The following is a 21,930-nucleotide window of genomic DNA, read 5'->3' on the forward strand; positions in this document are numbered from 1 at the left end:
CACCGAATGCTGCTCCGCCACATGGAGTATGTGGTCGCACTTGCACAGGAACGGCATTTCGGCCGGGCCGCGGCGCTTTGCGGCGTCACGCAACCCGGCCTGTCCAGCGCGCTGAAGACGCTGGAGGCGGAACTCGGCACGCCAATCGTTCGGCGTCATCAGCGGTTCGACGGGTTCACGCCAGAAGGTGAGAGGCTTGTTGAATGGTGCCGCCGCATCCTCGCGGACAAGCGGGCGATGTTGGACGAAATGGCAACGATGCGCAGCGGCCTGTCAGGCCGGCTTCGCCTGGGCGCCTCTCCAAGCGCCGCGGCGACCGTCGCGAGGATCGCGAAGACCTTCCGGGACCTGCACCCCACGGTGCAGTTCGACGTCATATACGTGCGTCACGAGCGCCTCCCCTCCGAACTGCAGGACTTCCAGCTGGACGCGGCGATTACCTTCCTCGACGAGGAGAACAGCCGCTTCGGTCACCACGTGTTGAGCCGCCAACGAATGGCGGCCCTTATTCCGGACGGCTTTGACCTGGCGCACCGTAAGTGTGCGAGTTGGGCCGAGATCGCCGAGCTACCGCTGTCGCTTCTTTCGCGACAGACATACGAGCGCCGCGCCATCGACGCCTGTTTTCAGGCGGCAGGTGCCAATCCGGAACCCGTGCTTCAATCCGAAACGCTGCCGGAAATTCTCATGAGCGTTGCGATTGGAGACGCCGCAACCGTTCTTCCACTAACCTGCCTTCAGGACATTAGTCTCAGATCTATCGGAAAGATCGTCCAGCTTGAGTCTGAACAACCAATTCATGACCTCGCGATGATCTGGCTTAACATTAACAACCTCGCACCTCTAGTCTCTGCATTGACTTCTATCGTCAAGCAAGACGCTGCAATCGGGGTGGCGGAAAATCTTATTATTTAAGGTATTCTCGGCTAATATCTGCGTAGATTTGGGATTTAAACGTTTTGACGGCATCGAGATAGCCTGCGGTCAGGTCTACAGCCGATAATATGCGCCGAAACTCGGTTGGTCTTGGCCGGCCGCTGTTGACCCTGAACGGACATCAAGCGCGCCCGCTAATCGCGCTCACATTCCTGATGACTAAGCCGAGGTCGGTGAGCAACCATCTCAGACGTAGAACCGAAATGACGGCTTTGGAACGAAGTTCTCAGAGAATTCGCTCATCAACTCCCCGACGCGCTTGGCGAACAGGATCGTGACCGGATAGCGAGCTATGCCGTCACTCGAATTCCAGTTCATTTTCGTGAGCGTCAAGATCTCCTTTGAGCGCTCGACGATGTCGGTCACGTCAGCTCCGCCGATCTCCATGGGTGCCGGGATATGCATTCCCGGATACTCGTTCCACCACGGAACGAAGCCGCCGGTGAAGAGATAGGATTGTTCTTGCAGCCGGCAGAGCGTTCCGCGCCATGGCTCTTCGGCGCCTTTGCGCACCATTCGGAACGCGGTCGACCGCATCCAGACGAAATCGATCGCTGGAACAACGTCGCTGGCGGCTTTGCGGAAACCCTCCAGCTCCTCCGGCTGATATTCGGTCGTTTTGTGGATCACGACCCGGTCGGGCATCACGCCCGCGCGGTCGTGATACTGCCTCAGCACGTCCTCAAGCAGTCCATGGGCCTGCGCCTTGTCGAGATAGGGCTGGCGATCCCGCCTCTGGTCGCGATCGACGTTTGCGCCCTTCAGCGCGAACGGCTCCACATCGGTTGAGTATGACTGCGCGACGCTGGCATAGACGAGATGGCCGCTGCGCTTCTTCATATGGTGGAACGAGACGCCGACGAAACAGACATTCTTCGGCAGATCCGTGGGCCGCCACGGGATGCCGCGCGATTTGTAGTAAAGCGACGAGGCGAGGTTCCAGAGTCGGGTCGCGTGGCTTTGGCCCTTGTCGTCTGGCCTGTCGATCGTATCGCGACGCAAGATCTGGATCGGCACGGCGTCGTCATGCGTCATGGCCCGCGCTTTGACCGCTCGATAGAAGGTGCGAAACAGCAGGTCGTCGGCCATCGTGTAGAGCGCCTCGGCCGCCTTCAGCTCCTCCGGCGATGGCTGGAAAAGCGCGAGCTGGTCGCTTTCCTCTTCGGCGCGAAGCACCTCGAGCGCGCGGCGTTCTTCCGTCGTCAGGCTTGGATTGGCGACACGCAGATCTCCGAGCTCCGGCTTGATGCAGACCACGACGCAATCAGGTCCGTCGTCGCCATAGAGGCTGCTAATCCGGCCGTCGAACAGCTCGACGAGTTCGTCGAAGCCCCGGCCGGCCAGCACGGCTTTCAAAAGCAGCGAATAGTTTTCGGGTTCGATCAGGCGGACGAACTGGTCGGGAATGGAGAAATCGCAATTGAGCGCCTTGAAGGCGCCTGGCCAGTCGCGGAAGCGATTGGAATTGCCTTCGCGTGCTGGCGTGAACTTCTGCAGTCGCGTCAGCCACGCGCGAGCGGCCTCGACGTCGTCGGGCAGGCCGACCAGACCAAGCCGGATCGCGCGCAGCCCGCGATTGTCTACGGGTCCGTGAGCGCTCAATCCGCGGCGGGGATCGATGTCGCGCCTGGCGTTTGCAAATTCCAGCTCCGGCTCAGGCAGAACGCTTATCTTGAGCGGCAAACCCATTGAGAAGCCCTTCTTCCTGCACGTCCTCGGTCACGAAGCCGCCTTCCAGCAGAAGGTCGTCCACATGCGTCTGGCCGATGTTGATCGTTTCGCGACCGTCGGAGAGAAACCGCGCCCAGAAAGTCAGATCGCTTTCGACATTAGCGTTACGGTCGAACTTGATCCGCCGGACGGATTTTCGGGTTCTGAGATAGCCTGGCAGCGGAGAGGCGCCGTCGCGTTTGGCGAACATATAGAATGGCTTGATCCGCACGCCCCAGACATTCGCCTGCCGGACCACCTCATAGCCGAACCCTTCGCATTCAAAATGCGTGGCCTGTCCGTCGCCGCGACGCTTGACGACGTCCCGGCGCACGTTGCGCCTGTTGGGCGTGTCGTAGATGAGAGTTCGGTTGTCGCCTCGGAGCGCGGTGAAATAGGCGCGTCGCGCCGGGCGGCCTCTCTTGTCTTTTTCGATAACGAGCCCTTTGCCCTCGAAGACCTGGAGGTAGCGCTCGAAATGGCGGCGTATAAGCCAAGAGAATTTCGACTGAAGCACGCGATCGGCTTCGACGTCGGCGAGCGCAATGGCGCGAGCCGGCGCGGCCGCCACGCGCCCGAACATCTGGTCGGCCTCCTCTGTCGAGGCGAAGGTCCAGAGGTCTCCCGATCGCGCTTCGAACACGAAGGTTCCGACGTTGTCGAGATCGACCGCCAGCGCGAACTGGCTCCAGTTTTGGACGGTCAGCAAAACATGAGTGAGGCTTCGCGGCGTCGATGCGAATGGCAGCAGGTTGATGACATATGAGCCGACTGGCCGGGTGTCGCGTGCGACCGTCGCCGATCCGGCGGACGATCCTGGTTGGAAGAGCCTAGCGACGAAACTGTCCTGTCCCGGAGGATAGGCGAAAGCGGCGCTGCCGCCTTGTTCGACCGCCAGTTCGACCGCGTCGGTCAGCCCCGTGCCGGCGCGCTCCATCGCGTTCATTCCGAAAAAGATGTCGCACAGCGATCGATTGCGGAGATCGCTGAACTGGGCGACGGGTTCGAACGCGCCGTCCTGGTCCAGCGCGAGCCGTCTGGTGGCGTCTGGCAGCGCCGCGCCTGGATTGGCGAAGCGCACGGCGTCGGACGGCGTCGCGTCGATCGTCGAGATTTTCTCGATCTCGTAGTCCCGGTGGACGATCATGTTGACGAGAAGCTCGACCAGCGCGCGTTCGGGAAAGGCGTTGCGCTGCTGGTGGCGCCGGCGACCCTTGACCTTGAGGCTGGGGTTGACCTTTTCCTGCTCGAACCACTCGAGCACTGATGCGTGCTGACTGACGAGGTTTCCGCCAAACACTCGACGCTTCTTTCCATCGATCGTCGCCGAGATCACCGCGTGCGGGAAAAACCGTCCGGTGTCGCGGCCGAACAGCAGGATGCATCCGACGCTCGGTCGCTCGGAGGCTCCGTCGGTCGCCAGCAGGCCGAGCTCGCGCATCAGTGGCTTCAAGTCCTTGGCGTCGATGACGCCACGTCCGAGCGTGCCGCAGTAGACCCGCAAGGTTTTCAGCGCGAGGTCCGCGTCGACGTCGGCCCAGGTCGCGCCAGCGACGATCTGATCGTCGAACTGTTTTGGCGCCGCCACGTCGGCGGGCGCAAACCGTTGCACGCCGGCCAGTTCCCGGTTGAGTTCGCTGAACAGCGCGTCGAAGCTATCGATCTCCAGGTACTGGAAATTCGGTCCCAGCCGCGTTCTGAGCGCCTCGACATTGGCGTGGGGCGTCTCTCCCTTTCGAAGGCTCCAGTAGACGCCGTGCCTGAACGCGATGTCTGCGCTGGGGCCCAGCAGCGAGGTCATGATCGACGGTTCGGCTCCGCGGTAGCCGGCGACGATCAGCGGCGTCGAATCCAGCAACGGCACGAGGGTCTGGACCAGCTTTGGATCGAGCGTCTGGGTCTCGCTTACGAGATTCCGATCGGAGTATTGCTCGGCTTTGCCGTGCAGCCAAACGATCAGCGCCCGGGCGTAGAGCGAGAATTCGGCCAAGTCGTTCGGCGCGCGGTTGACTTCGGCGACGTGCTTGATGTGAGGCTTCTTGTCGTTGAGCGCCTTCGGCAGGCAGATATCGAAATTGGTCGTCAGGACAATTCCAGTTAGGCCGCGCAGCGTCATCTCGGCCAGCGCGCGATACCCATCCCCAATTTTCTGGCTAGGCGAGACAAGTTCGAGCAGGACGCGTCTGCGATAGGCGGCCGGTCTGAGAAGGTGCTCGACGACGAGCGGAAAATTCTCCGCCAGCCGATCGTCGCCACGCATGAACCAGGGCTGCTCCTGAAGCCAGGTCAGCCATTCCGAGACCTTGATCTGTTCGGGAAGCGTCTTTCCGCCCAGCACGCGATCGGCATAGGCGGTCTTGGCCAGTCGCTTGACGCTCTCGGCCGCCAAAGGAACGCCAGACGAGAACGATGCGCCGGCGCCGAGCAGCAATGTCGGCCGCGCGTCATTGCTCGGTTGCAGGAGGGAACAGAGCAGAGCCACGCTGTCCGACTGGGCCATTCGCCGACGATAATTGATTATGCGAACATAACAAGTACGATTTGGGCGGTGTCCACAAGGGTCCGCCGCGGGGATCATAGCCGCGGAGCGGATGGCCCCGTGGATGGTACCAACTCGGCCGGCCACTCGCCCTGGCGAGGTTCGATCCGCTGCCAAAGCAAATCTGCTGGAAAGCGCCTCATCAGGAAGGTCTCAGCACGTAGCGCGGAGCTGCATTTTAAACAGGGCGCAAAGTGCGGTCGCCGAGCACCGGGCCCGCTACGTCATGACCGAGGACGAGGCGGTCACCGCGACGACATCCGGCCCGGAGAGGTGGCGGTCGAGCCTCCACCCGCCAGCGATGCGGGGATCGTCTTCATCGGCCGCATCCGCACGCCCTGGACGTCCCGGCTCGACTGTCCCCGCCAAGGCCGGCAGGACGGCCCGATCTGCCGCATAGAGATCTTCGAGCCGTGGGTGGCGGCGCTCGCGGGCGTCGAGCTCTACGAGCGGCTGGAGTGCTTTACTAGCTTAATCAGGCGCGTCGCGACCTGGTGCGGCAAAGCCCGGCCAATGACGGCGCGACGCGCGGGACCTTCTCGCTGCGCTCGCCCGTCCGGCCGAACCCGATCGGGATCTCGCTCGTGCGCTTCGTCGCGATCGAGGGTGCGACCGTACTGGCGCGTGGCCTCGACTGCCTGAACGGTACGCCGCTGATCAACCTCAAGCCGGACCGCTGCGCCTTCACGCCGCTGGCGCCGCCGAAGAGCGGTCTTGCGGACGGCGGCGTCTGAACGCCGACCCTCCGGCGTCTATCCGCCCTAAGCCGACGACCCGGTGCGCGGCACGGGCGTAACGACCTTCTTGGCCTCGCCCTTGGTGGCGATCTTCCCCTCGGCCGCCTTCTTCAGGATCGTCAGCGCCTCGAGCACCGGGGGCTGCAGCCCGTCGCCGCCCCTGCCGACATGGGCGAAGATCTCGGAGCGCATCCGCGGGCCCCAGAAATGCTGGATGTGGTCGACGATGCCCGGGACCGCCTTCCCGGGGCGGCTGCGACCGGAAGAACGAGCCGATCTGGTTCGCCATGTAGACGAGCCGCATCAGCGTCGACTTGTGAGCGTGCTCTCCGGCGTCGGCCACGCCGTGCGCCCCGGGCTGCAGGCTCATGAATCGATCCTCTTTTTGGTCAACGACGCCGGCGCCTCGAGCCGGGCTACTCGGCCGCCTCGGCGGTGATCCGGCGGCTCAGCCTCGAGTGCTCCTCGTACTCCTCCTGCCAGGCGCTCGGCCCATTGGAGGGCGCGACCTGGACGGCCGTCACCTTGTACTCGGGCAGTTGGTGGCCCAGTCCAAGAAGTCCGTCGTGATGACGTTCGCCTGCGTGTTCGGGTGGTGGAACGTCGTGTAGACGACGCCCGGCGCGACCCGGTCCGTGATCAGGACGCGCAGCGACGTCTCGCCCGCGCGGCTGTGCAGGGTCACCGCCGCGACCGGCGTCCAGGTCGTTAAGCCGGGCGGCGCTCGCCTCACGGCGCGAAGCCGCCCTGTCTTCGGCGCGCACGATCCCGAGGGGGCGTTGCGCGCGATGCTTGCGGGCTCCGGCCTGATCTATGAGTTCACCGGCAAGAAGACCGTCGTGCTGCGCTCCATCCTCGATCTGGCCCATCCGGTTCAGCTCGTCTCCGGGCGCGACCCCGCTTGAGGAGCTTTTCGTCACCGACGCGGGTCTGGCGGCGCGCAGCGCGGCGGAACGGTTCGGCCTAGCGTTCCTGCCGATCGGCTGGGAGACCTATTGCCTCGCCAGCATTGTGACGTTGCCCGAAGACGCGCTCGACGCGCTGGTCGCGGACATCGCGGCGCAGGCGGCGCGGACCGCAGGGTACCGGCCGCCAACCGGCGCGTGACCGTCTGCCGGGGCCCCGGCGAGACGCCGTTAGACCAGAGCGGCCTCCTCGGCGATCTTGCGGGCGGCGTCCGTCAGATACGGAACCATGCCGCGCGCGGTCTCGATCGACATCCGGAACACAGGCGCGTGGATCGCAAGCGCCGCCGCCGCTCCCCCGTCGCCACGCAGCACCGGGACGGCGACGCCAATCAGGCCGAGATGGTGCTCCTCGCGGTTGAGTGAGACGCCATCCTGCCGGATGCGGGCGCATTCCTCGAGCAGTTGGTCGGCGTCGACGATCGTGTTCGGCGTATGCCGCTTGAGCTGCAGCGACCGCACGAAACGCTCCCGTCGCGCCGGGTCCATCCAGGCGACGAGAAGCTTGCCCGACGAGGTGCAGTGAATGGGAACGCGTGACCCCGCCTGAAGCTGGACGCGCAGCGGCCACTCGCATTCGACGCGTTCGACGTAGACGATCTCGCCGTCCTGAAGCATCGCGAGATTGCAGGACTCGGTCACGCGTCCGACGAGTTCGCTCATGATCTCGCGGATGGCCGGCTGGCGACCGACAGCGACCAGGGTCTCGGAGGCGAGGCGCTTCCAGCGCGGCCCCGGCCGGTAGCACCGGCCGTCGAGATCGCGCGCCACGAAGGCGACGTCCTCGAGCTGCGTCAGGAGCCTGTGCACCGAGGGCTTCGGCATGCCGAGGGACGCGGCGAGCTCGGCAAGCGTCGGAGGCTGATCCGACGAGACCAGCCGCTCCATGATGGCGACGGCTTTCTGGATTGCGCTGTTGCGCCCGTCCTGGGCGTCCTCGAGGTCCAGATCAAGGGCTTTCACTGAAGGCGGTGGCGTCATCGTCGGCTCGGATGGCTTGCGCGGATGCGCTCCTCCGCGAGCGCAACCTATCCGCCGCCAGCCGCGATGGCGAGCCAAGCCTTGACGACGCTGTCATCACATTTCGTTTTTTGATATGTATCATTCCAATTTTTATGATACTCATTCCGGCAAGCAAGGATGGCCGTGCCGGACGCGAAGGCCGTCGGGCGGAAAGGGAGACTGCGGGCATGAAGATCATCGACACCGACGTCCATGAGAGTTTCGCGACCATCAAGGATCTCGTGCCGTATCTCCCAGAGCCTTATCGCGGAATGATCGCCAGCGGCGCCTGGCGGGGATTCAGCCAGCCCTTCGCCTACACGTCGCCCGGCAACGGCAACCGCGCCGACGTCCGCAGCAAGGACGGTTCGGCGTCGGCCTCCGACTACGGCCAGATGCGCGACCAGATCCTCGACGCCTACGATCTGAGCTACGCGGTGCTGACGGGTTACTTCTACCCGACCATGCTCAAGATGCAGTACGGGTTCGGGAACGCGCTCGCCTCCGCCTACAACGACTACGTCGCCGAACATTGGCTGTCGAAGGACGAGCGCTTCATCGGCTCGGTGCAGATATTCGCCCGCGATCCGAACGCGGCGGCCCTTGAGATCGACCGGATGGCCGCGCATCCGCAGGTCCGGCAGGTGATGCTTCCGGTGGTCGACGACATCGCCTATGGCGACCCGACCTACCGTCCGATCTTCGAGGCCGCGAACCGCAACGACCTGATGGTCGCGTTCCATCACACCACGCAGGCGCAAGGCCCCTACGGCATGGGCCTCCATTACATGGAGCGCCACACCCTGATCCCGATCTCGCTGATGCCGCAGGTGATCAGCCTCGTCGTCAACGGCCTGTTCGACGCCTATCCACGCCTCAAGTTCATGATCCTCGAGGGCGGCTTCAGCTGGCTGCCGCACATCATGTGGCGGCTGGACCGTGAGTACCGGCAGGGGCGCGTCGAGGCGCCGTGGATCAAGAAGCTGCCAAGCCAGCACATCCGCGAGCGGCTGCGGCTCTCCACCCAGCCGACCGAGGACATCACCGTCGACCAGTGGGTGAAGCTCGTCGACCTGATGGGTTCGGACGAAATCCTGGTGTTCTCGACCGACTACCCGCATTTCGACTTCGACGATCCCCACATGGCGATCCCGCGCGCGCTGCCGGCCGATCTTCGCGAGAAGATCCTCTGGAAGAACGCCGCCGACTTCTATGGGCTGAGCGCTCCCGGGCAGCGGCGCGTCGTCAGCCGCGACGCGGCGGAGTAGGACGATGTCGAAGCACGTCGTGTGCAAGGCTGCCGATCTTGAGGGCGGACATCTGGTGGCCGGCAAGATCGGCCGCACCGAAGTGGTGGCGTCCCGGCTTCCCTGCGGAACGCTGCGGGTCTTCGCCGGGCGATGCCCGCATCAGGGCGCGAACCTGTCGGCCGGCTGCGTCGCCGGCGTCGCGACCTCCGACGAGCCCAATGTGATCGCCATCGAACGGCCCGGCGAGGTGGTGCGCTGCCCGTGGCACGGCTTCGAGTGGGATCTCAGGACCGGGCTCCCGCTCGCGCCGGAATCCCAGGCCGGCCCGCTGCGGCTGCGTTTCTACGAGGCGGCCATCGAGGGCGACGACGTCGTGGCGTCGACATGAGCCTCGTCGTCGCGACCGACCTGACGGGCGCTCAAGCGTCGTTCTTCGTCGATCCCGGCGAGCGCATCCTGCATGCGGGCCTGAGGGCCGGCGTCGCGCTGCCGTTCGAGTGCGCCTCCGGCACCTGCGGAACCTGCAAGGCAAGCTGCGCGTCCGGCGAGATCGAGGACTTGTGGCCCGAGGCTCCCGCCCGCAGGACGCTGCGACGGGCTGGCGAAGTGCTGACCTGCCAGACGACGTGCGCGTCTCCGGTCGAACTCCGGTTCCGCGACCGGTTCGGAACGCCGCCGGAAACGCTGCCCGCCAAGCTCGCCGGCGAACTGCGGCGCGTCGCGCTGCTCACCGCCGACGTCGCTCGGTTCGAGGTCGAGATCGACCGCCCGGTCCGCTACCGCGCAGGACAGTTCGCGCTGCTCGAGATTCCCGGAGTGCCCGGTGCGCGCGCCTATTCGATGACGCGCCATCAGCCGGACGAGCGGCGGCTGACGTTCCTCATCCGCAATTTTCCGGGCGGCGGATTTTCCTCCGAGCTGTTCGGGCCGACCTTCGCGCCGCGCCAGGTGGAGCTGTTCGGGCCGCTCGGCCGCTCGGTGTTCCGGCCTGAGGAGGAGAGACCGTTCGTGGCGGTCGCCGGCGGCTCCGGCATCGCCGGCATGCTCAGCATCCTCGATCAGGCCGGCCGCTGCGGCCACTACGATCGGCACCCGAGCGAGCTTGTTTTCGGGCTGCGCTCGCCCGCCGCTTCCTATCTGCTGGACGAACTCGACGAGGCGGCGGCCGCGAGCCGCGGCGGGCTGACCGTCCACGTCGCCTTCTCGGATGAGGCCGCGGATGACGCGCTGCGCGTCCGCTACCCGCACCTGGAATTCGCCGCCGGCCTGGTCCACGACGTCGCTCTCGCGCGAGCGGGCGCGGCGGCGGAGCGGGCGCCGATCTATTTCGTCGCCGGACCGCCGCCGATGGTCGACGCGACCACGCGCGGCCTCGTCATGGGCCAGAAGGCGCTTCCGACGGAGATTCGTTTTGACCGCTTCGGTTGACGCCCCCTGGCAGGCCGCCGGCGCGCGCGCCGACATCGCCGACGGCGATCGCCGGGAGGTGGAGCTCGAGAACGGCGAATTGGTGCTGCTCGTCGGCGCCGAGGGACGCGTATTCGCCTGCGCGGCCGACTGCCCGCATCAGGACAGTCCCCTGTGCGACGGGATCGTCCAGGGCCGGCTGCTGACATGCCCGCTGCATTTCTGGCAGTGGGACCTGAACGACGGGTCGCCGGTCGGACTGGCGGAGCTGCCTCTGCGGGTGTTCGAGATCCGGGAGGTCGATGGGCAGATTCTGGTGCGCATGGACGACTAACAGCCGCCGTCGGCGGATCTGGGGAGAAGGCGGGTGTCAAACGAGTCTCGATAACGAGACCGCGGCCCGATCAAGGAGGAAACGATGCTGGTGAATCGACGGGCCTTCACAATGGGGGGCGTGGCGCTGGCCGCCGCTTCCGCGTGCCCTGCCTTCGCGCAGAAGAGCTATCCGACCCGGCCGGTCGAGTTCGTGGTGCCCTGGGGCGCCGGCGGCGGCTCGGACCAGACGGCCCGAAAGCTGGCCGCGATCCTCGAGCCGCGGCTCGGCGTCTCGATCCCGATCGTGAACCTGCCCGGCGGCACCGGGTCGAGCGGCCTGAACAAGATGCTGACCGCGCCCGCGGACGGCTACACGCTCTGCCTGCTCGCCGCCGACACGGTCGGTCTGCTCGCGATGACCAAGCCGAAATGGTCGCTCGGCGACCTCTCGCCGATCGCTCTGCTGACGCAGCAGCATTCGGCGCTGTTCCTGCGCGCCGACGGACCGCTGAAGAGCTGGGACGATATCGACGCGGAATCCCGCAAGCGTGACCTGAAGGTCGCCGTCTCTGGTCTCGGCACCCCCGAGGAGGCCGCCGTCAACTTCTTCAAGCGCCGCGGCAACCGCTTCAATGCTGTGCCGTTCCAGAAGCCCGGCGAACGCTATTCCGCGCTGCTCGGCGGCCATGTCGACGTGCTGTTCGAACAGACGGGCGACGTCCGCAGCTTCATCGACGGCGGCCAGATCAAGACGGCCCTGATCCTCGCCGTCGAGACCGACCCGAACTTCCCGAGCGTGCCGGTCAGCAAGGCGGTCGGCGTCGACTTCGTGCTCGACCAGTACCGCGGGGTCGTCGTCAAGGGCGGCACCGATCCGGAGATCGTCAAGGTGCTGACCGAGCGGGTGAAGGACGCCTGCGCCTCGCCGGAATACGCGGCCTACCTCAAGGAGCTCTGGGCGGCCCCGGACAGCTACCGCGCTCCGGCGGACGCTATGGCCTTCATGGAGACCGATCTCGCAAGGCTGCGCGCCGTCCTCTGACGGCGTCCAAGTCACCCGAACGTCCCAGCGAGGTCATCGATGTCTTCTCTTTCGCTCTGGAGACTGCGCGCCGCAGCCCCGTACCTCGCCGCCTTCGCGGCGGCGGTCTGGCTCTGGACGCTCACGCAGGATCTCGACCTGTCGATGAGCGGCGATCGGGCTGGTCCCGATCTGTGGCCCAAGATGATCCTCTTGGTGATGCTTGGGGCCGCGGCGCTCGGCGCGTTGCAGGCCCTGCTCGGCGCTCCGGGCGACGGCTCGCTGCGCGACCAGCTCACCTCCGCGCCGGACGGCGCGGAGGTTGAGGCCGGCGAGACGGCGCGTCCGAGCACGGCGCGCCTGCTTGCCGCTGTCGGGCTCCTGCTCGTCTTCCCGCTCGTGATCGAGTGGACCGGTTTCCTAGCCCTCACCGCGGTCACGCTGTTCGCGCAGATGTGGATCGGCGGCTACCGCAAACCCGGGACGGCGGCGGTCATCGCCGTCGTGGGCGCCGCCATCCTGTTCTTCCTCTTCCAGCGTGTCGTCTATTTGTCGCTCCCACTGGGCGTCGGCCCGTTCGCCGATCTGACGCACGTGGCGATGTCGCTGTTCGGAGTGCGCTGAGCATGGACACGTTCGCTCTGATCGGCGAGGGCGTCCTCGCCCTCTTCACCCCGATCCATCTCGGGGTGCTTTTCCTCGGCCTCGTCATGGGGCTGCTCGCCGGCGTCCTGCCCGGCCTGACGCTCGTGATGGGCGTGGTGCTGGCGCTGCCGTTCACCTACGGGCTGGGCATCCTGCCAGCCGTGATCCTGCTCACCGCCATGTACGTCGCGGGCACTTATGGCGGGGCGTTCACCTCGATCCTTTTCAAGATCCCGGGGGAGCCGCTCGACGTGCCGCTGCTCTGGGACGGGCACACGATGGCCCGGAAGGGCCAGCCGTCCCTCGCGCTCGGCTGGACGCTGGTTTCGGCTCTCGGCGGCGGCCTCGTCGCGGCGCTTGCGATGGTGCTGATCGCCCATCCGATCGCAAACGTCGCGCTGATGCTGTCCTCGCACGAGTATTTCGCAATCATCCTGTTCGGACTCGCTAGCGTGATCTGCCTCGGCGCGGGCTCGCTGCCGGCGTCGCTGGTCTCGTTGACGATCGGACTGTTTCTTGCAGTGGTCGGCCTCGACACGACCTACGGCGTCGACCGCTTTACCTTCGGCGTGCCGATTTTCTCCGACGGGATCGAATATCTCGCGGTCATGGTGGGCGTTTATGGCCTTGCCGAGATCCTCACGCGCATCCACCAGGGCGCCACGGCGGTCAAGATCGACACCTCGGGCCGCGCCAGCACCGAGATCCCGACGCTGAAGGAGATCGTCGCGATGAAAGGCGTGTTCGCCCGGTCGTCGGTCCTCGGCTTCGTGACCGGTCTTGTGCCCGGCGCCGGCGCCACGATCGCGTCGTTCCTGAGCTACGGGATGGAGTCGCAGTTCGGCAAGCGACGCGCCCTGCTCGGCACCGGCATCCCGGAGGGCATCGTCGCGCCCCAGACCGCCGCCACCGCGTCGGTCGGCGGCGCCATGGTGCCGCTGCTCACCATGGGGATTCCCGGCAGCGGCGCGACCGCGATCATCATGGGCGCGTTCCTGCTGCACGGCGTACAGCCGGGGCCGAACGTGTTCTTCAACTCCGGCCCGCTGATCTACACCATCTTCGCATCAGTCTTCGCCGCCGTGATCGGGATGTGCGTGATCGGTTACGTCGCCGCGCGGGGCCTCGTGAAGGTGCTCGACTTCCCCGAAGCCGTCGTCAGCGCCTTCGTGGTGATGTTCTGTTTCCTCGGCGCGTTCGCGGCCCGCAACAACGTCGCGGACCTCTGGGTGATCGTCGCGTTCGGCGTCCTTGGGTTCTTCATGGAGAAGTACAAGTTCCCGATCGCGCCGCTGGTGCTGGGCGTCATCCTTGGGCCGATCGCGGAATCCAACTTCATGACCGCGATGATCTCCTCTGGCGGGGACTGGACCACCTTCTTCAGCCGGCCGATCAGCGGCTCCATCATCGGGCTGACGCTGCTCGCCGTCCTTCTGCCCCTGCTGTCCGGCTGGCTCACGCGCCGCCGCGCGGCGAACGCCCCGAAAGTCGTGACCCATGCGTGACGCCCGCATCGAAGACCTGCGCCTCCACCTGCTGCGGCTGCCGCTGCGCGAGCCCTACAAGCTCGCCTTCGGGCCGGTCGACGCCTTCTGCACCATCCTGGTGACGCTCAGGATCGACGGCGCGCTCGGGGTCGGCGACGCGACGGTGCTGACCGGCTACACCGAGGAGACGATCGAGGGCGCGTGGCGGCTCGCCGGCGCGATCGCCGAGGATCTCGAAGGCCGCACCGTCGACGAGCTGTGGCGACGGACGAAGGCGAGCCTCGCCGAGGCGCCCTTCACCGTCACCGCCTTCCGTTCGGCCGCCGAAATGGCGCTGGCACATCCCGTGCTGCGCTCCGACGTCGAGCGCCGCGTGCCCTTGCTCAAGATCCTCCACGGCGAGGATGAGCCGACGCTCGAACGCGAGATCGAGGCGAGCCTCGCGGCGGGATATCGGACCTTCAAGATCAAGGTCGGCTTCGACCTCGAGCCCGATCTCGCCCGCGTGGCCCTGATCCAGCGGCTGGCCGCCGGCCGCGCGCGCCTCACGGTGGACGCCAACCAGGGCTACGACGTCGACGCCGGACGGGCCTTTGCGGCCCGGGTCGATCCGCGTGACCTCGCCTTCTTCGAGCAGGCCTGCTCGAAGGATGACTGGCCGGCCGCCTGCGCGGTCGCGGACGCCGCGAAGCCTTCACACCTGCCGCTGATGCTCGACGAGCAGATCTATGACCTGAGCGACGTAGAGCGCACCGCCACGCTGGGCGTCGCGCAGTTCGTCAAGCTCAAATTGATGAAGTTCGGCAGCCTGGACGCCCTGCTCGCCGGCATCACCCGGACGCGCGAGCTTGACCTCGAACCGGTGCTCGGCAACGGGGTCGCGACCGACATCGGATGCTGGATGGAGGCCTGCGTGGCGCATTCCCGCATCGACACGGCGGGCGAGATGAACGGTTTCCTGAAGCCGATGCGGCCGGTCACCCGCAATCCGCTGCGGATGGAGCGCGGCGCCGTCGTGATCCCGGCGAACTACTGGCCGGAGCTGGACATGGACGCCATCGCCGAGCACTCCGTCACGGAGCCAGCGTTCGCCTGAGCGGCGCGTTCATTCCGCCGGCGCCTGTCTGGGCCGGCGGCCGGCCCAGACGAGGCTCGCGGACGCCACGAGCACGATGACGGCGAAGCAGCTGAAGGCCTTGCCGGCTCCGCCGGACGCGAGCGCGACGGCGGAGAAGAACGCCGGCCCCGCAAGCCCTCCCAGGAACGTCATCGTCATGCAGCCGGCGGTGGCGTCGGCGACTGTCGCGGCGTCGGTGACGGACGCGACCTCGGCGAGATAGACGCCGTTCCAGCTGAAGCAGGCGGTTCCGAGGACGACCGCCGCGAGCGCCGAAAGCGGGCCCGGCCAGCTCGGCTCCATCGCGGCGAAGCACCAGGCCCCAAGCGCCATCACGACCCCGAAGATCGCCAGCGTCGCGCGCCCGCCGATGCTGTCGGCAGCGAAGCCAGACGCGATCCGAAGCACGATGCTGAACGCCATTGCGGTCGACAGCACGGCGCCGGCGCCCGCCAGGCTGAAGCCGCCACGGTCAACGAGCATCACAACGCAGACCGCGCCGAAGGTGAACTGCATCGCGGCGAAGCCGCAGGATGTCAGCGCAAGGCGGGCCAGGTCGGCGCGACCAAAGATCAGCCGCAGGGGGGCGTACAATCCTGCCAGGAAGCCGCGTTCGGGGACGTCGCTCCGCGCGGCGTCGAGCGATCGCCGCCATGGCTGGATCGCGATCGCCGTCATGACGGCCAGACCCGCCAGCACGGCGAGCGCGCCCGACCATCCGACGCGATGCAGCAGCCAGGGGGAGGCGAGCCCCACCGCGAACCCGCCGAGCGGCACGCTGACCTGCTTCAGGGAAAACACCTTCGACCGCAGGCGGGGCGGCGTCACACGGCGCAGCAGGGCCGAACTCGCGGGGTTCGCCGGACCATACGCAAAGCCGATGGCGAGCGCCGAGGGCGCGAGCGCGTAGATCGAGGGAATGCAGGCGAACAGAAGCCCGAGGGCGGCGAGTAGGAGGGACGCCTGGGCACAGCGGGTGGGCCCCCAGCGGCCGACGAAGGCCGGGCAGATCAATGCGGCCGGGATGGCGGCGGCGAAGATCAGCGCCGTGTATCCGCCGATCAGCGCGCCTTCTACGCCGTAGCGCTCCGACGCTGTCTTGGCGAGCACGGGGGCTGCCAGGGAAGCGACGACCACTACGGCCTGGCTCACCGTCATGATGATGACGGCTGGCGCGAGCAGATCGGAGCGCGCGCTTTCGGCGTCAGGCCGCTCGGAGACTGGCCTGGTTGGATGACCCATGACGCCCGCCCGCTCATCAAAAACGAAACGTAGTATTCCGTTATTGCGTATAGGCCTCCGTCTTGATCGGCAAGTGCGGCGAGAGTCCCCAAGGGGGCCGGCGCCCGCGACGTGGTCGCTACAAGATCATGGCGCTGCAGAACTCGCCTGCGCTGCTGGACTGCTAAGCGCCGCACCTCAGGTTCACGCGCCGCGATGAACTGGGAGACTGGCGGGGTTCTGGACCTCCACGTTGCCGCGCGCGATGCCCACTGGCCGCGCACCCGCGTCGGGTATGGCGCTTCCGACGACGACCGGGCGCGCCAGTACCTGACCTGGAGCGGCGATTGTTAGACGCCGCCCGCGACGGAGACAGTGAGATCTGGCTGGGGGTCGCGCCGGCCTATGATGTCTATGTCCAGCTGTTCAGCGGCGACTGGCCGGATGAAGGCGCGACGGTCGAGGTGACTTTCGGCCAGATGCGCCTGAGGTTGGAGCGGCCGGCAGGCCCGGGGTCCTGGTGGCGCGTTGGGTCGCTGAGGCCGACCGAGGCGAGCCTCGAGGTTGGCGGAATGCTCGCGGGATCACCTTGGTAGGGGGATCAATGGGCGGGGAGAGCGGTGCCGACATCGTCCCGATTCCGCACCACCATCGCCGTCGTGAGTAAATCCAGCCGCCGCGCCAGAGCGCTGGTCAGCGCTGGCCCAGACGGTTGGCCGAAGGTCCGCTTTCTGGCGCGAAGCCAATTTCCGCTCCTGGCGCGGAACGGCGGACACGCCTGAGGACTTGGGGCGCACACGCACAAGGTGGGGCGCGTCCCAGATCCGATGCCTCACCCCGCCTTGAGATCAGAAGTCCCAGTACGCCGGCACCCAGCGGAACGTTTCGCCCTCGACCGCGACCCGTCCGACCGACGGAAACGGGAGGTGGGTCGCGACCAGCAGTTCGCCGGTCGCTGCAAGCTCTCGCAGAAGCCTGACTCTGACGCGAGCGGCCTCCTCCGGGTCGTGCTCGAAGCCGTTGTGCCAATCGGGATGATCGAACCCGACCGTGAACACGGCGTCGCCGGCGAATGTCAGCCGGTCGCCGCCGGAGGCGACGCGAACGATGCTGTGTCCGGGGGTGTGGCCGCCGGTGCGCTGGACCACAACTCCGGGCGCCACCTCATGCTCGTCCTCGAACGTCCGCAGCTGGTTACGGTATGCGGTCGCGAACCGCTTCGCGGCGGACCTCAGCGCGTCCGGGAACCCTTGCGGCATGGAGGTGAGGGAAAAGTCCGGCGCTTCCCAGAACGCGACCTCGGCGGCCGCGACGTGGATCCGCAGGTCCGGACGCAGCGCTTCCTTCACCCCGTCGACGAGAAGACCGCCGACGTGATCCATGTGCATGTGGGTCAGCACCACGTCGGTCACGGACGCCAGATCGATGCCGGCGGCCTCCAGTCGCATGATCAGTTGCCCGGCGCGTGGCAGGTTGAGGTCCGGGTCGAAGCCGAGACCCGCGTCGATGAGGATCGCCTGGTCGCCGCTATGAACCACGACCACGTTGAGCGACCAGTCGAACGCCTCCCGTGGCAGGAACATCTCGTCGAGCCAAGCGGTCCGGTCGGCCGGGACGGCGTTGTGCCCCAGCATTGCGGTGGGGAGCGGCAACACCCCGTCGCTGATCACCAGCACCTCGATCTCGCCGACGCGCACGGCGTAGCGTGACGGCACCAGTTCATTGGGCTTCGCAAGAGGAGCCCGGACAGGAGATCCGATATCCATTTCTGCTTCCTTCCGAGATTTGATCGTCATGGCGGAAGCGAAAGCGGCGACTTACGGCTGAGCGTTCTTCAGCGCGGCCGCCGCGGATTTCGCTTCCGGTGCTCGACGCCGGAGTTCGGACGTCGCGAAAGGAAGACGAGCGGCCCGGCGGGGATGTGACATGCTGGAGGTAAATCGCCTCGGCGCGCCGTCGCCATTGTCCGGGGGAGGTGTCTTGAAGGTCTCGGTCGTGCCCGCCTTTCGCCGCGAAAGGGCGTTCGAGCATATTTCTCCCGCCCGATGTCACATGCGGCGACGCCCGCTCGTCACAGCCCCGAACAATCCGTTTGGGGACATCTTCATGACCAAGGCGATTTTGACGTTCGCTCTCGTGTTCGGCGCCGGCCTCGCGGCAAATGGCCTGTACATGCTCGCGGATCCGCAGGCGTGGTACTTCGCGATACCGGGCGTCACCACGACGGGCCCGTTCAACCAGCACTTCCTTCGCGACATCGGGCTAATCTTTGTCTTTCTCGGTTCCGCCTTCGCTCTGGGCGCGGCGCGGTGCGAGGTCCGCACATTGCTATGGGGCGCCGGCGCGGTCTGGCTGTCGGGCCACGCGCTGTTCCACTTCTGGGAAGTCGCTGTTGGGATATGCGGGCCCGACGCGCTGGCGAGGGACTTTCCGGCGGTGACGACGCCTGCGCTCCTCGCCGTCGCGCTCACGGTCTGGTCGGCGCGCCATGCTGACCGCTGACGAGCCGACAGGCGCTTTTGAGGCGGAGCGGCCGCGCCTCGTCCGCCTGGCGTACCGGATGCTCGGTTCGCTCGGCGAGGCGGAGGACGTGGTGCAGGACGCCTGGATCCGCTGGCGGCAGGTCGACCATTCGGAGGTGGCCTCGCCTGGGGCGTTCCTCTCGCGGACCGTCACACGGCTGTGCCTCGACGTCATGAAGTCCGCCCGCGTCCAGCGCGAGACCTATTTCGGAACCTGGCTGCCGGAACCGCTCGCCACGACGCCCGAGGACGACCTCGGCGACGACATCACGCTGACCCTGATGCTGGCGCTCGAGCGGCTGTCGCCGCTCGAGCGGGCGGCGTTCATTCTCCACGACGTGTTCGGCGTGCCGCTTGACGAGATCGCCGCAACGCTCGACCGCGAGGCCTCGGCCGTCCGACAGCTTGCCTCGCGCGCCAGGAAGCATGTGCAGGCGGCCAAGCCGCGCTTCCCTCTCGATCGGGAGGAAGGCACGAGAATCGCGAAGGCGTTCTTCGAGGCGTCCACGTCCGGCGACGTCGCGGCGCTTCGGGCGATGCTGGCGGACTCGGTCGTCGTGCACTCCGATGGGGGCGGCAAGGCGCACGCCTTCCCACGTCCCATTGTCGGCATCGAGCGCGTGTCGCGCATGTTCGAGGGCGTAGCGCGCAAGTCGTGGATCCAGCAGGCGCGCAAGCTGCAGGACCTCTGGATCGATGGCCTGCCGGGGTATTTCAGCCTCGAGCCGGGCGACGCGTTCCAGACTGTCGCGCTCGAGATTGAGAACGGGTTGATCGTCGGGATCTACTTCACGCGCAACCCGGACAAGCTTGAGCGTCTGGTGGAGCGCTTTGGCGGCGGCGCCGCAACCTCGCCGACGACCCACTAGGAATTTGTCACCGCCGCGCGATCGCGAGTTCCGCGCGGCATGCGTTCGAAAACTCGCAGAGCGGGTCGAGATCGCCCGCGTGTCGGATGTCTGCGAAGGCCGAAAGGTCCTTGTTCGGCGAGAAGTAGGTCTCGCCGATGCGCCTCATGACGCGCTCGGCCTCCGCGAGCGTCTCGGGTTCGCCGAACAGGCGGATCTTGTTGACGATGGCGTAGAGGTTCACAAGCTTGGCCGGATCGTCGAGTTCGTGCCGGAAGGCGTCGCCGAACAGCGTCGACGCCTCCCGGATGAACTCGCCGTAGAGCGCTTCCCGGCGCGCACGGTCCTGCACCAGCAAGGTGGCGCGCTCCTGGGCGTGCTGGGTCAGCCATGTGGTGGCGAAGGACGCAAGCGCGCCGATGGCCGAGCCTGCAAGAGCTGCGAGCGCCGAGATGTAGGCCGCGTCCATCGGCGCCGGCTCCCTCAGACCGCGCGCTTGGGCTGGGCGGCGAGCCAGTCGCCGAACCGCTTCTCTGAAATGCGCGCCCCCGCGTCGGGCGTCAGCGAACGGTCGTCGATGATCGTGCCGAAATACCCGGCCGCGTCATCGGCCAGCACGTCCTTCGGCTCGCCGATGGACTCGAAGTAGCGCCTCACGAGCTCGGCGACCGGCATCTTCTCCGGCCCCGCGATCTCGACCATTCCGTTCAGCGGCGCCGCCAGCGCGGCCTCCGCCACGAGCGCCGCGACGTCCGCCGAAGCGACCGGCTGGATCGCGCGCGAGGTCGCGCGCGTCACGCCGTCGATGGTCGCGGCCCCGGCGATCGCGCCCGCGAACTCGAAGAACTGGGTCGCGCGCACCAGCGTCCAGGGGATGCCGGACGAGGCGATCGACTCTTCCTGCGCGAGCTTCGCCCGGAAGTAACCGCTGTCGAGCAGGCGCTCGGTCCCGACCACCGACAGGGCGACGTGGTGCGATACGCCCGCGCCCTTCTCGGCTGCTGCGAGGTTGCGGCCCGCGCGGACAAAGAAGTCGAGCACGGCGTCGTCTGCAAAGGACGGGGAGTTAGCGACGTCGACCACGACGCTCGCGCCCTTCAGCGCCACGGCGAGCCCTTCGCCCGTCACCGCGTTGACGCCCGTATTCGGTGAGGCGGCGACGACCTCATGTCCCGCGACCTTCAGTTTGGCGGCGACCTGGGATCCGATCAGGCCGGTCCCGCCGATGACGACGATCTTCATGTCACGCTCCATCTGTCTCGCGCCCACCAGGGCTTCCGACGACATGACGAGCGAGCTCATAGGCGATGTGACATGGGCGGCGGCGAATGTTGCGGTTCAGCCAGCAGGACGGCTTGAACCGGAGCCGCAGATCAGCCCATGTCTGCAACTGGCGCTCCCCGAACGGTTCCGGGTGTAGGATTGCCTTTGAGGGGCAGCCTCTAGGAGGAGGCTATGCGCCAGCCCGACTTGTTCCGCTTACCTCAGAAGCCATGGAACGCTGGTCGGCTCATCGGCCCGAAAGCGCCGTTGAAGCCGAAGCACATCTGGGCGATCCGCCAGCAGTTGAAGACGAACGTTCAAGTCCGCGACCTTGCGATGTTCAACTGCGCCCTCGACGCGAAGCTGCGCGGGTGCGACTTGGTCAAGCTCCGGATCAGCGACGTCGCCATGGGCGGATCGGTCCGCGTCAGGTCCACGGTCATTCAGCAGAAGACCGGCCGACCTGTCCCGTTCGAAATCACCGAGCCTGCGAGAGACGCGCTCGCGGCATGGCTTCGCGTGAGAGGTGGGCGTCCGGACGACTGGCTCTTCCCGAGCCGAAGCGCTCCGGGCCAGCACATAGGCACGCGCCAATATGCTCGGCTGGTCGACAAATGGGTCCGGATGATCGACCTCGAGCCGTCTGCTTACGGCACGCACAGCCTGCGGCGCACAAAGGTGTCGCTGATCTACAAGAAGACCGGGAACCTAAGAGCGTGCCAGTTGCTCCTGGGTCACGGGAAGCTTGAGAGCACGGTTCGCTACCTTGGCGTCGAGGTAGACGACGCTCTCGCGCTGTCCGAGCAGCTCGAGCTTTGAAGCTTGGCGACGGCTCGACAACGCCGCTGGTGACAGAGACTACGCCGGCGACAATCGCCAGCGCAGCCAAGGTCAACTTCCAGACGCTACGACGCGGCGAAGAGCGTTCATGTCAGCGGCGGCGCG

Annotated in this window: 22 protein-coding genes and 3 pseudogenes; 16 read left to right on the forward strand and 9 right to left on the reverse strand. The window is 66.5% G+C overall.

From position 1 onward, the window contains the following. Window positions 1-6 precede the first annotated feature (6 nt). Window positions 7-915 (forward strand): LysR substrate-binding domain-containing protein, encoded by a 909-nt coding sequence (locus tag ACO2RJ_RS11680; RefSeq protein WP_423268177.1) that lies wholly within the window; start codon window positions 7-9, stop codon window positions 913-915. A gap of 207 nt (window positions 916-1,122) precedes the next feature. Here the strand turns inward: ACO2RJ_RS11680 and ACO2RJ_RS11685 are convergent, their stop codons facing one another. Then, window positions 1,123-1,971 carry a hypothetical protein gene (locus ACO2RJ_RS11685; protein ID WP_423268178.1) on the reverse strand — a complete coding sequence of 283 codons (849 nt, stop codon included), beginning with the start codon at window positions 1,969-1,971 and terminating at the stop codon, window positions 1,123-1,125. Between ACO2RJ_RS11685 and ACO2RJ_RS11690 the strand changes: the two genes are divergently transcribed. Then, window positions 1,963-2,628 carry a hypothetical protein gene (locus ACO2RJ_RS11690; RefSeq protein WP_423268179.1) on the forward strand — a complete coding sequence of 222 codons (666 nt, stop codon included), beginning with the start codon at window positions 1,963-1,965 and terminating at the stop codon, window positions 2,626-2,628. The genes ACO2RJ_RS11685 and ACO2RJ_RS11690 overlap by 9 nt on opposite strands. Here ACO2RJ_RS11690 and ACO2RJ_RS11695 read toward each other — a convergent pair. Beyond that, window positions 2,591-5,302, reverse strand: a complete 2,712-nt coding sequence (locus ACO2RJ_RS11695) for an SIR2 family protein (RefSeq protein WP_423268180.1) — start codon at window positions 5,300-5,302, stop codon at window positions 2,591-2,593. The two genes, ACO2RJ_RS11690 and ACO2RJ_RS11695, sit on opposite strands and share 38 nt — an antisense overlap. A 141-nt stretch (window positions 5,303-5,443) precedes the next feature. Between ACO2RJ_RS11695 and ACO2RJ_RS11700 the strand changes: the two are divergent. Then, window positions 5,444-5,919, forward strand: a pseudogene (locus tag ACO2RJ_RS11700) (SAM-dependent methyltransferase). Window positions 5,920-5,946: 27 nt separating this feature from the next. Here ACO2RJ_RS11700 and ACO2RJ_RS11705 read toward each other — a convergent pair. Both ACO2RJ_RS11705 and ACO2RJ_RS11710 read right to left on the reverse strand, forming a co-directional pair. Next, window positions 5,947-6,226: pseudogene (locus tag ACO2RJ_RS11705) on the reverse strand (formate dehydrogenase subunit delta). A gap of 112 nt (window positions 6,227-6,338) precedes the next feature. After that, window positions 6,339-6,607, reverse strand: a pseudogene (locus ACO2RJ_RS11710) (molybdopterin dinucleotide binding domain-containing protein); the annotation flags it as partial. Window positions 6,608-6,701: 94 nt separating this feature from the next. Here ACO2RJ_RS11710 and ACO2RJ_RS11715 point away from each other — a divergent pair. Then, complete coding sequence (locus ACO2RJ_RS11715; RefSeq protein WP_423268181.1) at window positions 6,702-6,827, forward strand: hypothetical protein; 126 nt, start codon at window positions 6,702-6,704, stop codon at window positions 6,825-6,827. A gap of 231 nt (window positions 6,828-7,058) precedes the next feature. On the opposite strand, the gene ACO2RJ_RS11720 is transcribed toward ACO2RJ_RS11715, so the two are convergent. Then, a complete protein-coding gene (locus ACO2RJ_RS11720; protein WP_423268182.1) occupies window positions 7,059-7,868 on the reverse strand; it encodes an IclR family transcriptional regulator in 810 nt (269 codons plus the stop codon). Between the two features lie 209 nt (window positions 7,869-8,077). On the opposite strand from ACO2RJ_RS11720, the gene ACO2RJ_RS11725 reads away from it, so the two are divergent. The 8 genes from ACO2RJ_RS11725 (at window position 8,078) to ACO2RJ_RS11760 (ending at window position 15,110) form a co-directional block, all read left to right on the forward strand. Then, window positions 8,078-9,157 (forward strand): amidohydrolase family protein, encoded by a 1,080-nt coding sequence (locus ACO2RJ_RS11725; protein ID WP_423268183.1) that lies wholly within the window; start codon window positions 8,078-8,080, stop codon window positions 9,155-9,157. Window positions 9,158-9,161: 4 nt separating this feature from the next. Then, window positions 9,162-9,527, forward strand: coding sequence for a Rieske (2Fe-2S) protein (locus ACO2RJ_RS11730; protein WP_423268184.1), 366 nt, complete (start codon window positions 9,162-9,164; stop codon window positions 9,525-9,527). Beyond that, window positions 9,524-10,567: a 2Fe-2S iron-sulfur cluster-binding protein gene (locus ACO2RJ_RS11735; protein WP_423268185.1), complete on the forward strand. Its 1,044-nt coding sequence runs from the start codon at window positions 9,524-9,526 to the stop codon at window positions 10,565-10,567. The genes ACO2RJ_RS11730 and ACO2RJ_RS11735 overlap by 4 nt, the downstream gene beginning before the upstream one ends. Continuing rightward, window positions 10,551-10,880, forward strand: a complete 330-nt coding sequence (locus ACO2RJ_RS11740; protein ID WP_423268186.1) for a Rieske (2Fe-2S) protein — start codon at window positions 10,551-10,553, stop codon at window positions 10,878-10,880. The genes ACO2RJ_RS11735 and ACO2RJ_RS11740 overlap by 17 nt, the downstream gene beginning before the upstream one ends. A gap of 84 nt (window positions 10,881-10,964) precedes the next feature. Continuing rightward, window positions 10,965-11,903 carry a tripartite tricarboxylate transporter substrate binding protein gene (locus ACO2RJ_RS11745; RefSeq protein WP_423268187.1) on the forward strand — a complete coding sequence of 313 codons (939 nt, stop codon included), beginning with the start codon at window positions 10,965-10,967 and terminating at the stop codon, window positions 11,901-11,903. A gap of 39 nt (window positions 11,904-11,942) precedes the next feature. Continuing rightward, window positions 11,943-12,506 carry a tripartite tricarboxylate transporter TctB family protein gene (locus ACO2RJ_RS11750; RefSeq protein ID WP_423268188.1) on the forward strand — a complete coding sequence of 188 codons (564 nt, stop codon included), beginning with the start codon at window positions 11,943-11,945 and terminating at the stop codon, window positions 12,504-12,506. 2 nt (window positions 12,507-12,508) lie between these two features. Next, window positions 12,509-14,032 (forward strand): tripartite tricarboxylate transporter permease, encoded by a 1,524-nt coding sequence (locus ACO2RJ_RS11755; protein WP_423268189.1) that lies wholly within the window; start codon window positions 12,509-12,511, stop codon window positions 14,030-14,032. Beyond that, the gene (locus ACO2RJ_RS11760) at window positions 14,025-15,110 is read left to right on the forward strand and encodes a mandelate racemase/muconate lactonizing enzyme family protein (protein WP_423268190.1); all 1,086 of its coding nucleotides are present in this window, start codon (window positions 14,025-14,027) and stop codon (window positions 15,108-15,110) included. Before ACO2RJ_RS11755 ends, ACO2RJ_RS11760 begins: the two co-directional genes overlap by 8 nt. 9 nt (window positions 15,111-15,119) lie before the next feature. Here the strand turns inward: ACO2RJ_RS11760 and ACO2RJ_RS11765 are convergent, their stop codons facing one another. Continuing rightward, window positions 15,120-16,373, reverse strand: a complete 1,254-nt coding sequence (locus ACO2RJ_RS11765; protein ID WP_423268191.1) for an MFS transporter — start codon at window positions 16,371-16,373, stop codon at window positions 15,120-15,122. Window positions 16,374-16,699: 326 nt separating this feature from the next. Here ACO2RJ_RS11765 and ACO2RJ_RS11770 point away from each other — a divergent pair, with 326 nt between their 5' ends. After that, window positions 16,700-16,948, forward strand: coding sequence for a hypothetical protein (locus tag ACO2RJ_RS11770; RefSeq protein ID WP_423268192.1), 249 nt, complete (start codon window positions 16,700-16,702; stop codon window positions 16,946-16,948). Between the two features lie 252 nt (window positions 16,949-17,200). On the opposite strand, the gene ACO2RJ_RS11775 is transcribed toward ACO2RJ_RS11770, so the two are convergent. Further along, window positions 17,201-18,118, reverse strand: coding sequence for an MBL fold metallo-hydrolase (locus tag ACO2RJ_RS11775; protein WP_423268193.1), 918 nt, complete (start codon window positions 18,116-18,118; stop codon window positions 17,201-17,203). 340 nt (window positions 18,119-18,458) lie between these two features. Here ACO2RJ_RS11775 and ACO2RJ_RS11780 point away from each other — a divergent pair, with 340 nt between their 5' ends. Both ACO2RJ_RS11780 and ACO2RJ_RS11785 read left to right on the forward strand, forming a co-directional pair. Further along, window positions 18,459-18,854, forward strand: a complete 396-nt coding sequence (locus tag ACO2RJ_RS11780) for a hypothetical protein (protein WP_423268194.1) — start codon at window positions 18,459-18,461, stop codon at window positions 18,852-18,854. Then, window positions 18,841-19,743, forward strand: coding sequence for a sigma-70 family RNA polymerase sigma factor (locus ACO2RJ_RS11785; RefSeq protein WP_423268195.1), 903 nt, complete (start codon window positions 18,841-18,843; stop codon window positions 19,741-19,743). The genes ACO2RJ_RS11780 and ACO2RJ_RS11785 overlap by 14 nt, the downstream gene beginning before the upstream one ends. 7 nt (window positions 19,744-19,750) lie before the next feature. Here the strand turns inward: ACO2RJ_RS11785 and ACO2RJ_RS11790 are convergent, their stop codons facing one another. Both ACO2RJ_RS11790 and ACO2RJ_RS11795 read right to left on the reverse strand, forming a co-directional pair. Further along, complete coding sequence (locus ACO2RJ_RS11790; RefSeq protein ID WP_423268196.1) at window positions 19,751-20,191, reverse strand: hypothetical protein; 441 nt, start codon at window positions 20,189-20,191, stop codon at window positions 19,751-19,753. A 14-nt stretch (window positions 20,192-20,205) separates the two neighbouring features. Continuing rightward, the gene (locus ACO2RJ_RS11795; RefSeq protein WP_423268197.1) at window positions 20,206-20,964 is read right to left on the reverse strand and encodes an SDR family oxidoreductase; all 759 of its coding nucleotides are present in this window, start codon (window positions 20,962-20,964) and stop codon (window positions 20,206-20,208) included. Window positions 20,965-21,177: 213 nt separating this feature from the next. Between ACO2RJ_RS11795 and ACO2RJ_RS11800 the strand changes: the two genes are divergently transcribed. Continuing rightward, window positions 21,178-21,804: a site-specific integrase gene (locus ACO2RJ_RS11800; protein ID WP_423268198.1), complete on the forward strand. Its 627-nt coding sequence runs from the start codon at window positions 21,178-21,180 to the stop codon at window positions 21,802-21,804. The last annotated feature ends 126 nt before the right edge of the window (window positions 21,805-21,930 follow it).

The organism is Hansschlegelia sp. KR7-227, from assembly GCF_049446035.1.
Lineage (GTDB): Bacteria > Pseudomonadota > Alphaproteobacteria > Rhizobiales > Methylopilaceae > Methylopila.

Coding starts and splice junctions, on each gene's coding strand:
- ACO2RJ_RS11790 (WP_423268196.1), bottom strand. CDS start 20,191: ATGGACGCGGCCTACATCTCGGCGCTCGCAGCTCTTGCAGGCTCGGCC.
- ACO2RJ_RS11775 (WP_423268193.1), bottom strand. CDS start 18,118: ATGGATATCGGATCTCCTGTCCGGGCTCCTCTTGCGAAGCCCAATGAA.
- ACO2RJ_RS11690 (WP_423268179.1), top strand. CDS start 1,963: ATGCGTCATGGCCCGCGCTTTGACCGCTCGATAGAAGGTGCGAAACAG.
- ACO2RJ_RS11730 (WP_423268184.1), top strand. CDS start 9,162: ATGTCGAAGCACGTCGTGTGCAAGGCTGCCGATCTTGAGGGCGGACAT.
- ACO2RJ_RS11765 (WP_423268191.1), bottom strand. CDS start 16,373: ATGGGTCATCCAACCAGGCCAGTCTCCGAGCGGCCTGACGCCGAAAGC.
- ACO2RJ_RS11795 (WP_423268197.1), bottom strand. CDS start 20,964: ATGAAGATCGTCGTCATCGGCGGGACCGGCCTGATCGGATCCCAGGTC.
- ACO2RJ_RS11680 (WP_423268177.1), top strand. CDS start 7: ATGCTGCTCCGCCACATGGAGTATGTGGTCGCACTTGCACAGGAACGG.
- ACO2RJ_RS11725 (WP_423268183.1), top strand. CDS start 8,078: ATGAAGATCATCGACACCGACGTCCATGAGAGTTTCGCGACCATCAAG.
- ACO2RJ_RS11735 (WP_423268185.1), top strand. CDS start 9,524: ATGAGCCTCGTCGTCGCGACCGACCTGACGGGCGCTCAAGCGTCGTTC.
- ACO2RJ_RS11755 (WP_423268189.1), top strand. CDS start 12,509: ATGGACACGTTCGCTCTGATCGGCGAGGGCGTCCTCGCCCTCTTCACC.
- ACO2RJ_RS11760 (WP_423268190.1), top strand. CDS start 14,025: ATGCGTGACGCCCGCATCGAAGACCTGCGCCTCCACCTGCTGCGGCTG.
- ACO2RJ_RS11685 (WP_423268178.1), bottom strand. CDS start 1,971: ATGACGCATGACGACGCCGTGCCGATCCAGATCTTGCGTCGCGATACG.
- ACO2RJ_RS11720 (WP_423268182.1), bottom strand. CDS start 7,868: ATGACGCCACCGCCTTCAGTGAAAGCCCTTGATCTGGACCTCGAGGAC.
- ACO2RJ_RS11780 (WP_423268194.1), top strand. CDS start 18,459: ATGACCAAGGCGATTTTGACGTTCGCTCTCGTGTTCGGCGCCGGCCTC.
- ACO2RJ_RS11750 (WP_423268188.1), top strand. CDS start 11,943: ATGTCTTCTCTTTCGCTCTGGAGACTGCGCGCCGCAGCCCCGTACCTC.
- ACO2RJ_RS11785 (WP_423268195.1), top strand. CDS start 18,841: ATGCTGACCGCTGACGAGCCGACAGGCGCTTTTGAGGCGGAGCGGCCG.
- ACO2RJ_RS11745 (WP_423268187.1), top strand. CDS start 10,965: ATGCTGGTGAATCGACGGGCCTTCACAATGGGGGGCGTGGCGCTGGCC.
- ACO2RJ_RS11800 (WP_423268198.1), top strand. CDS start 21,178: ATGCGCCAGCCCGACTTGTTCCGCTTACCTCAGAAGCCATGGAACGCT.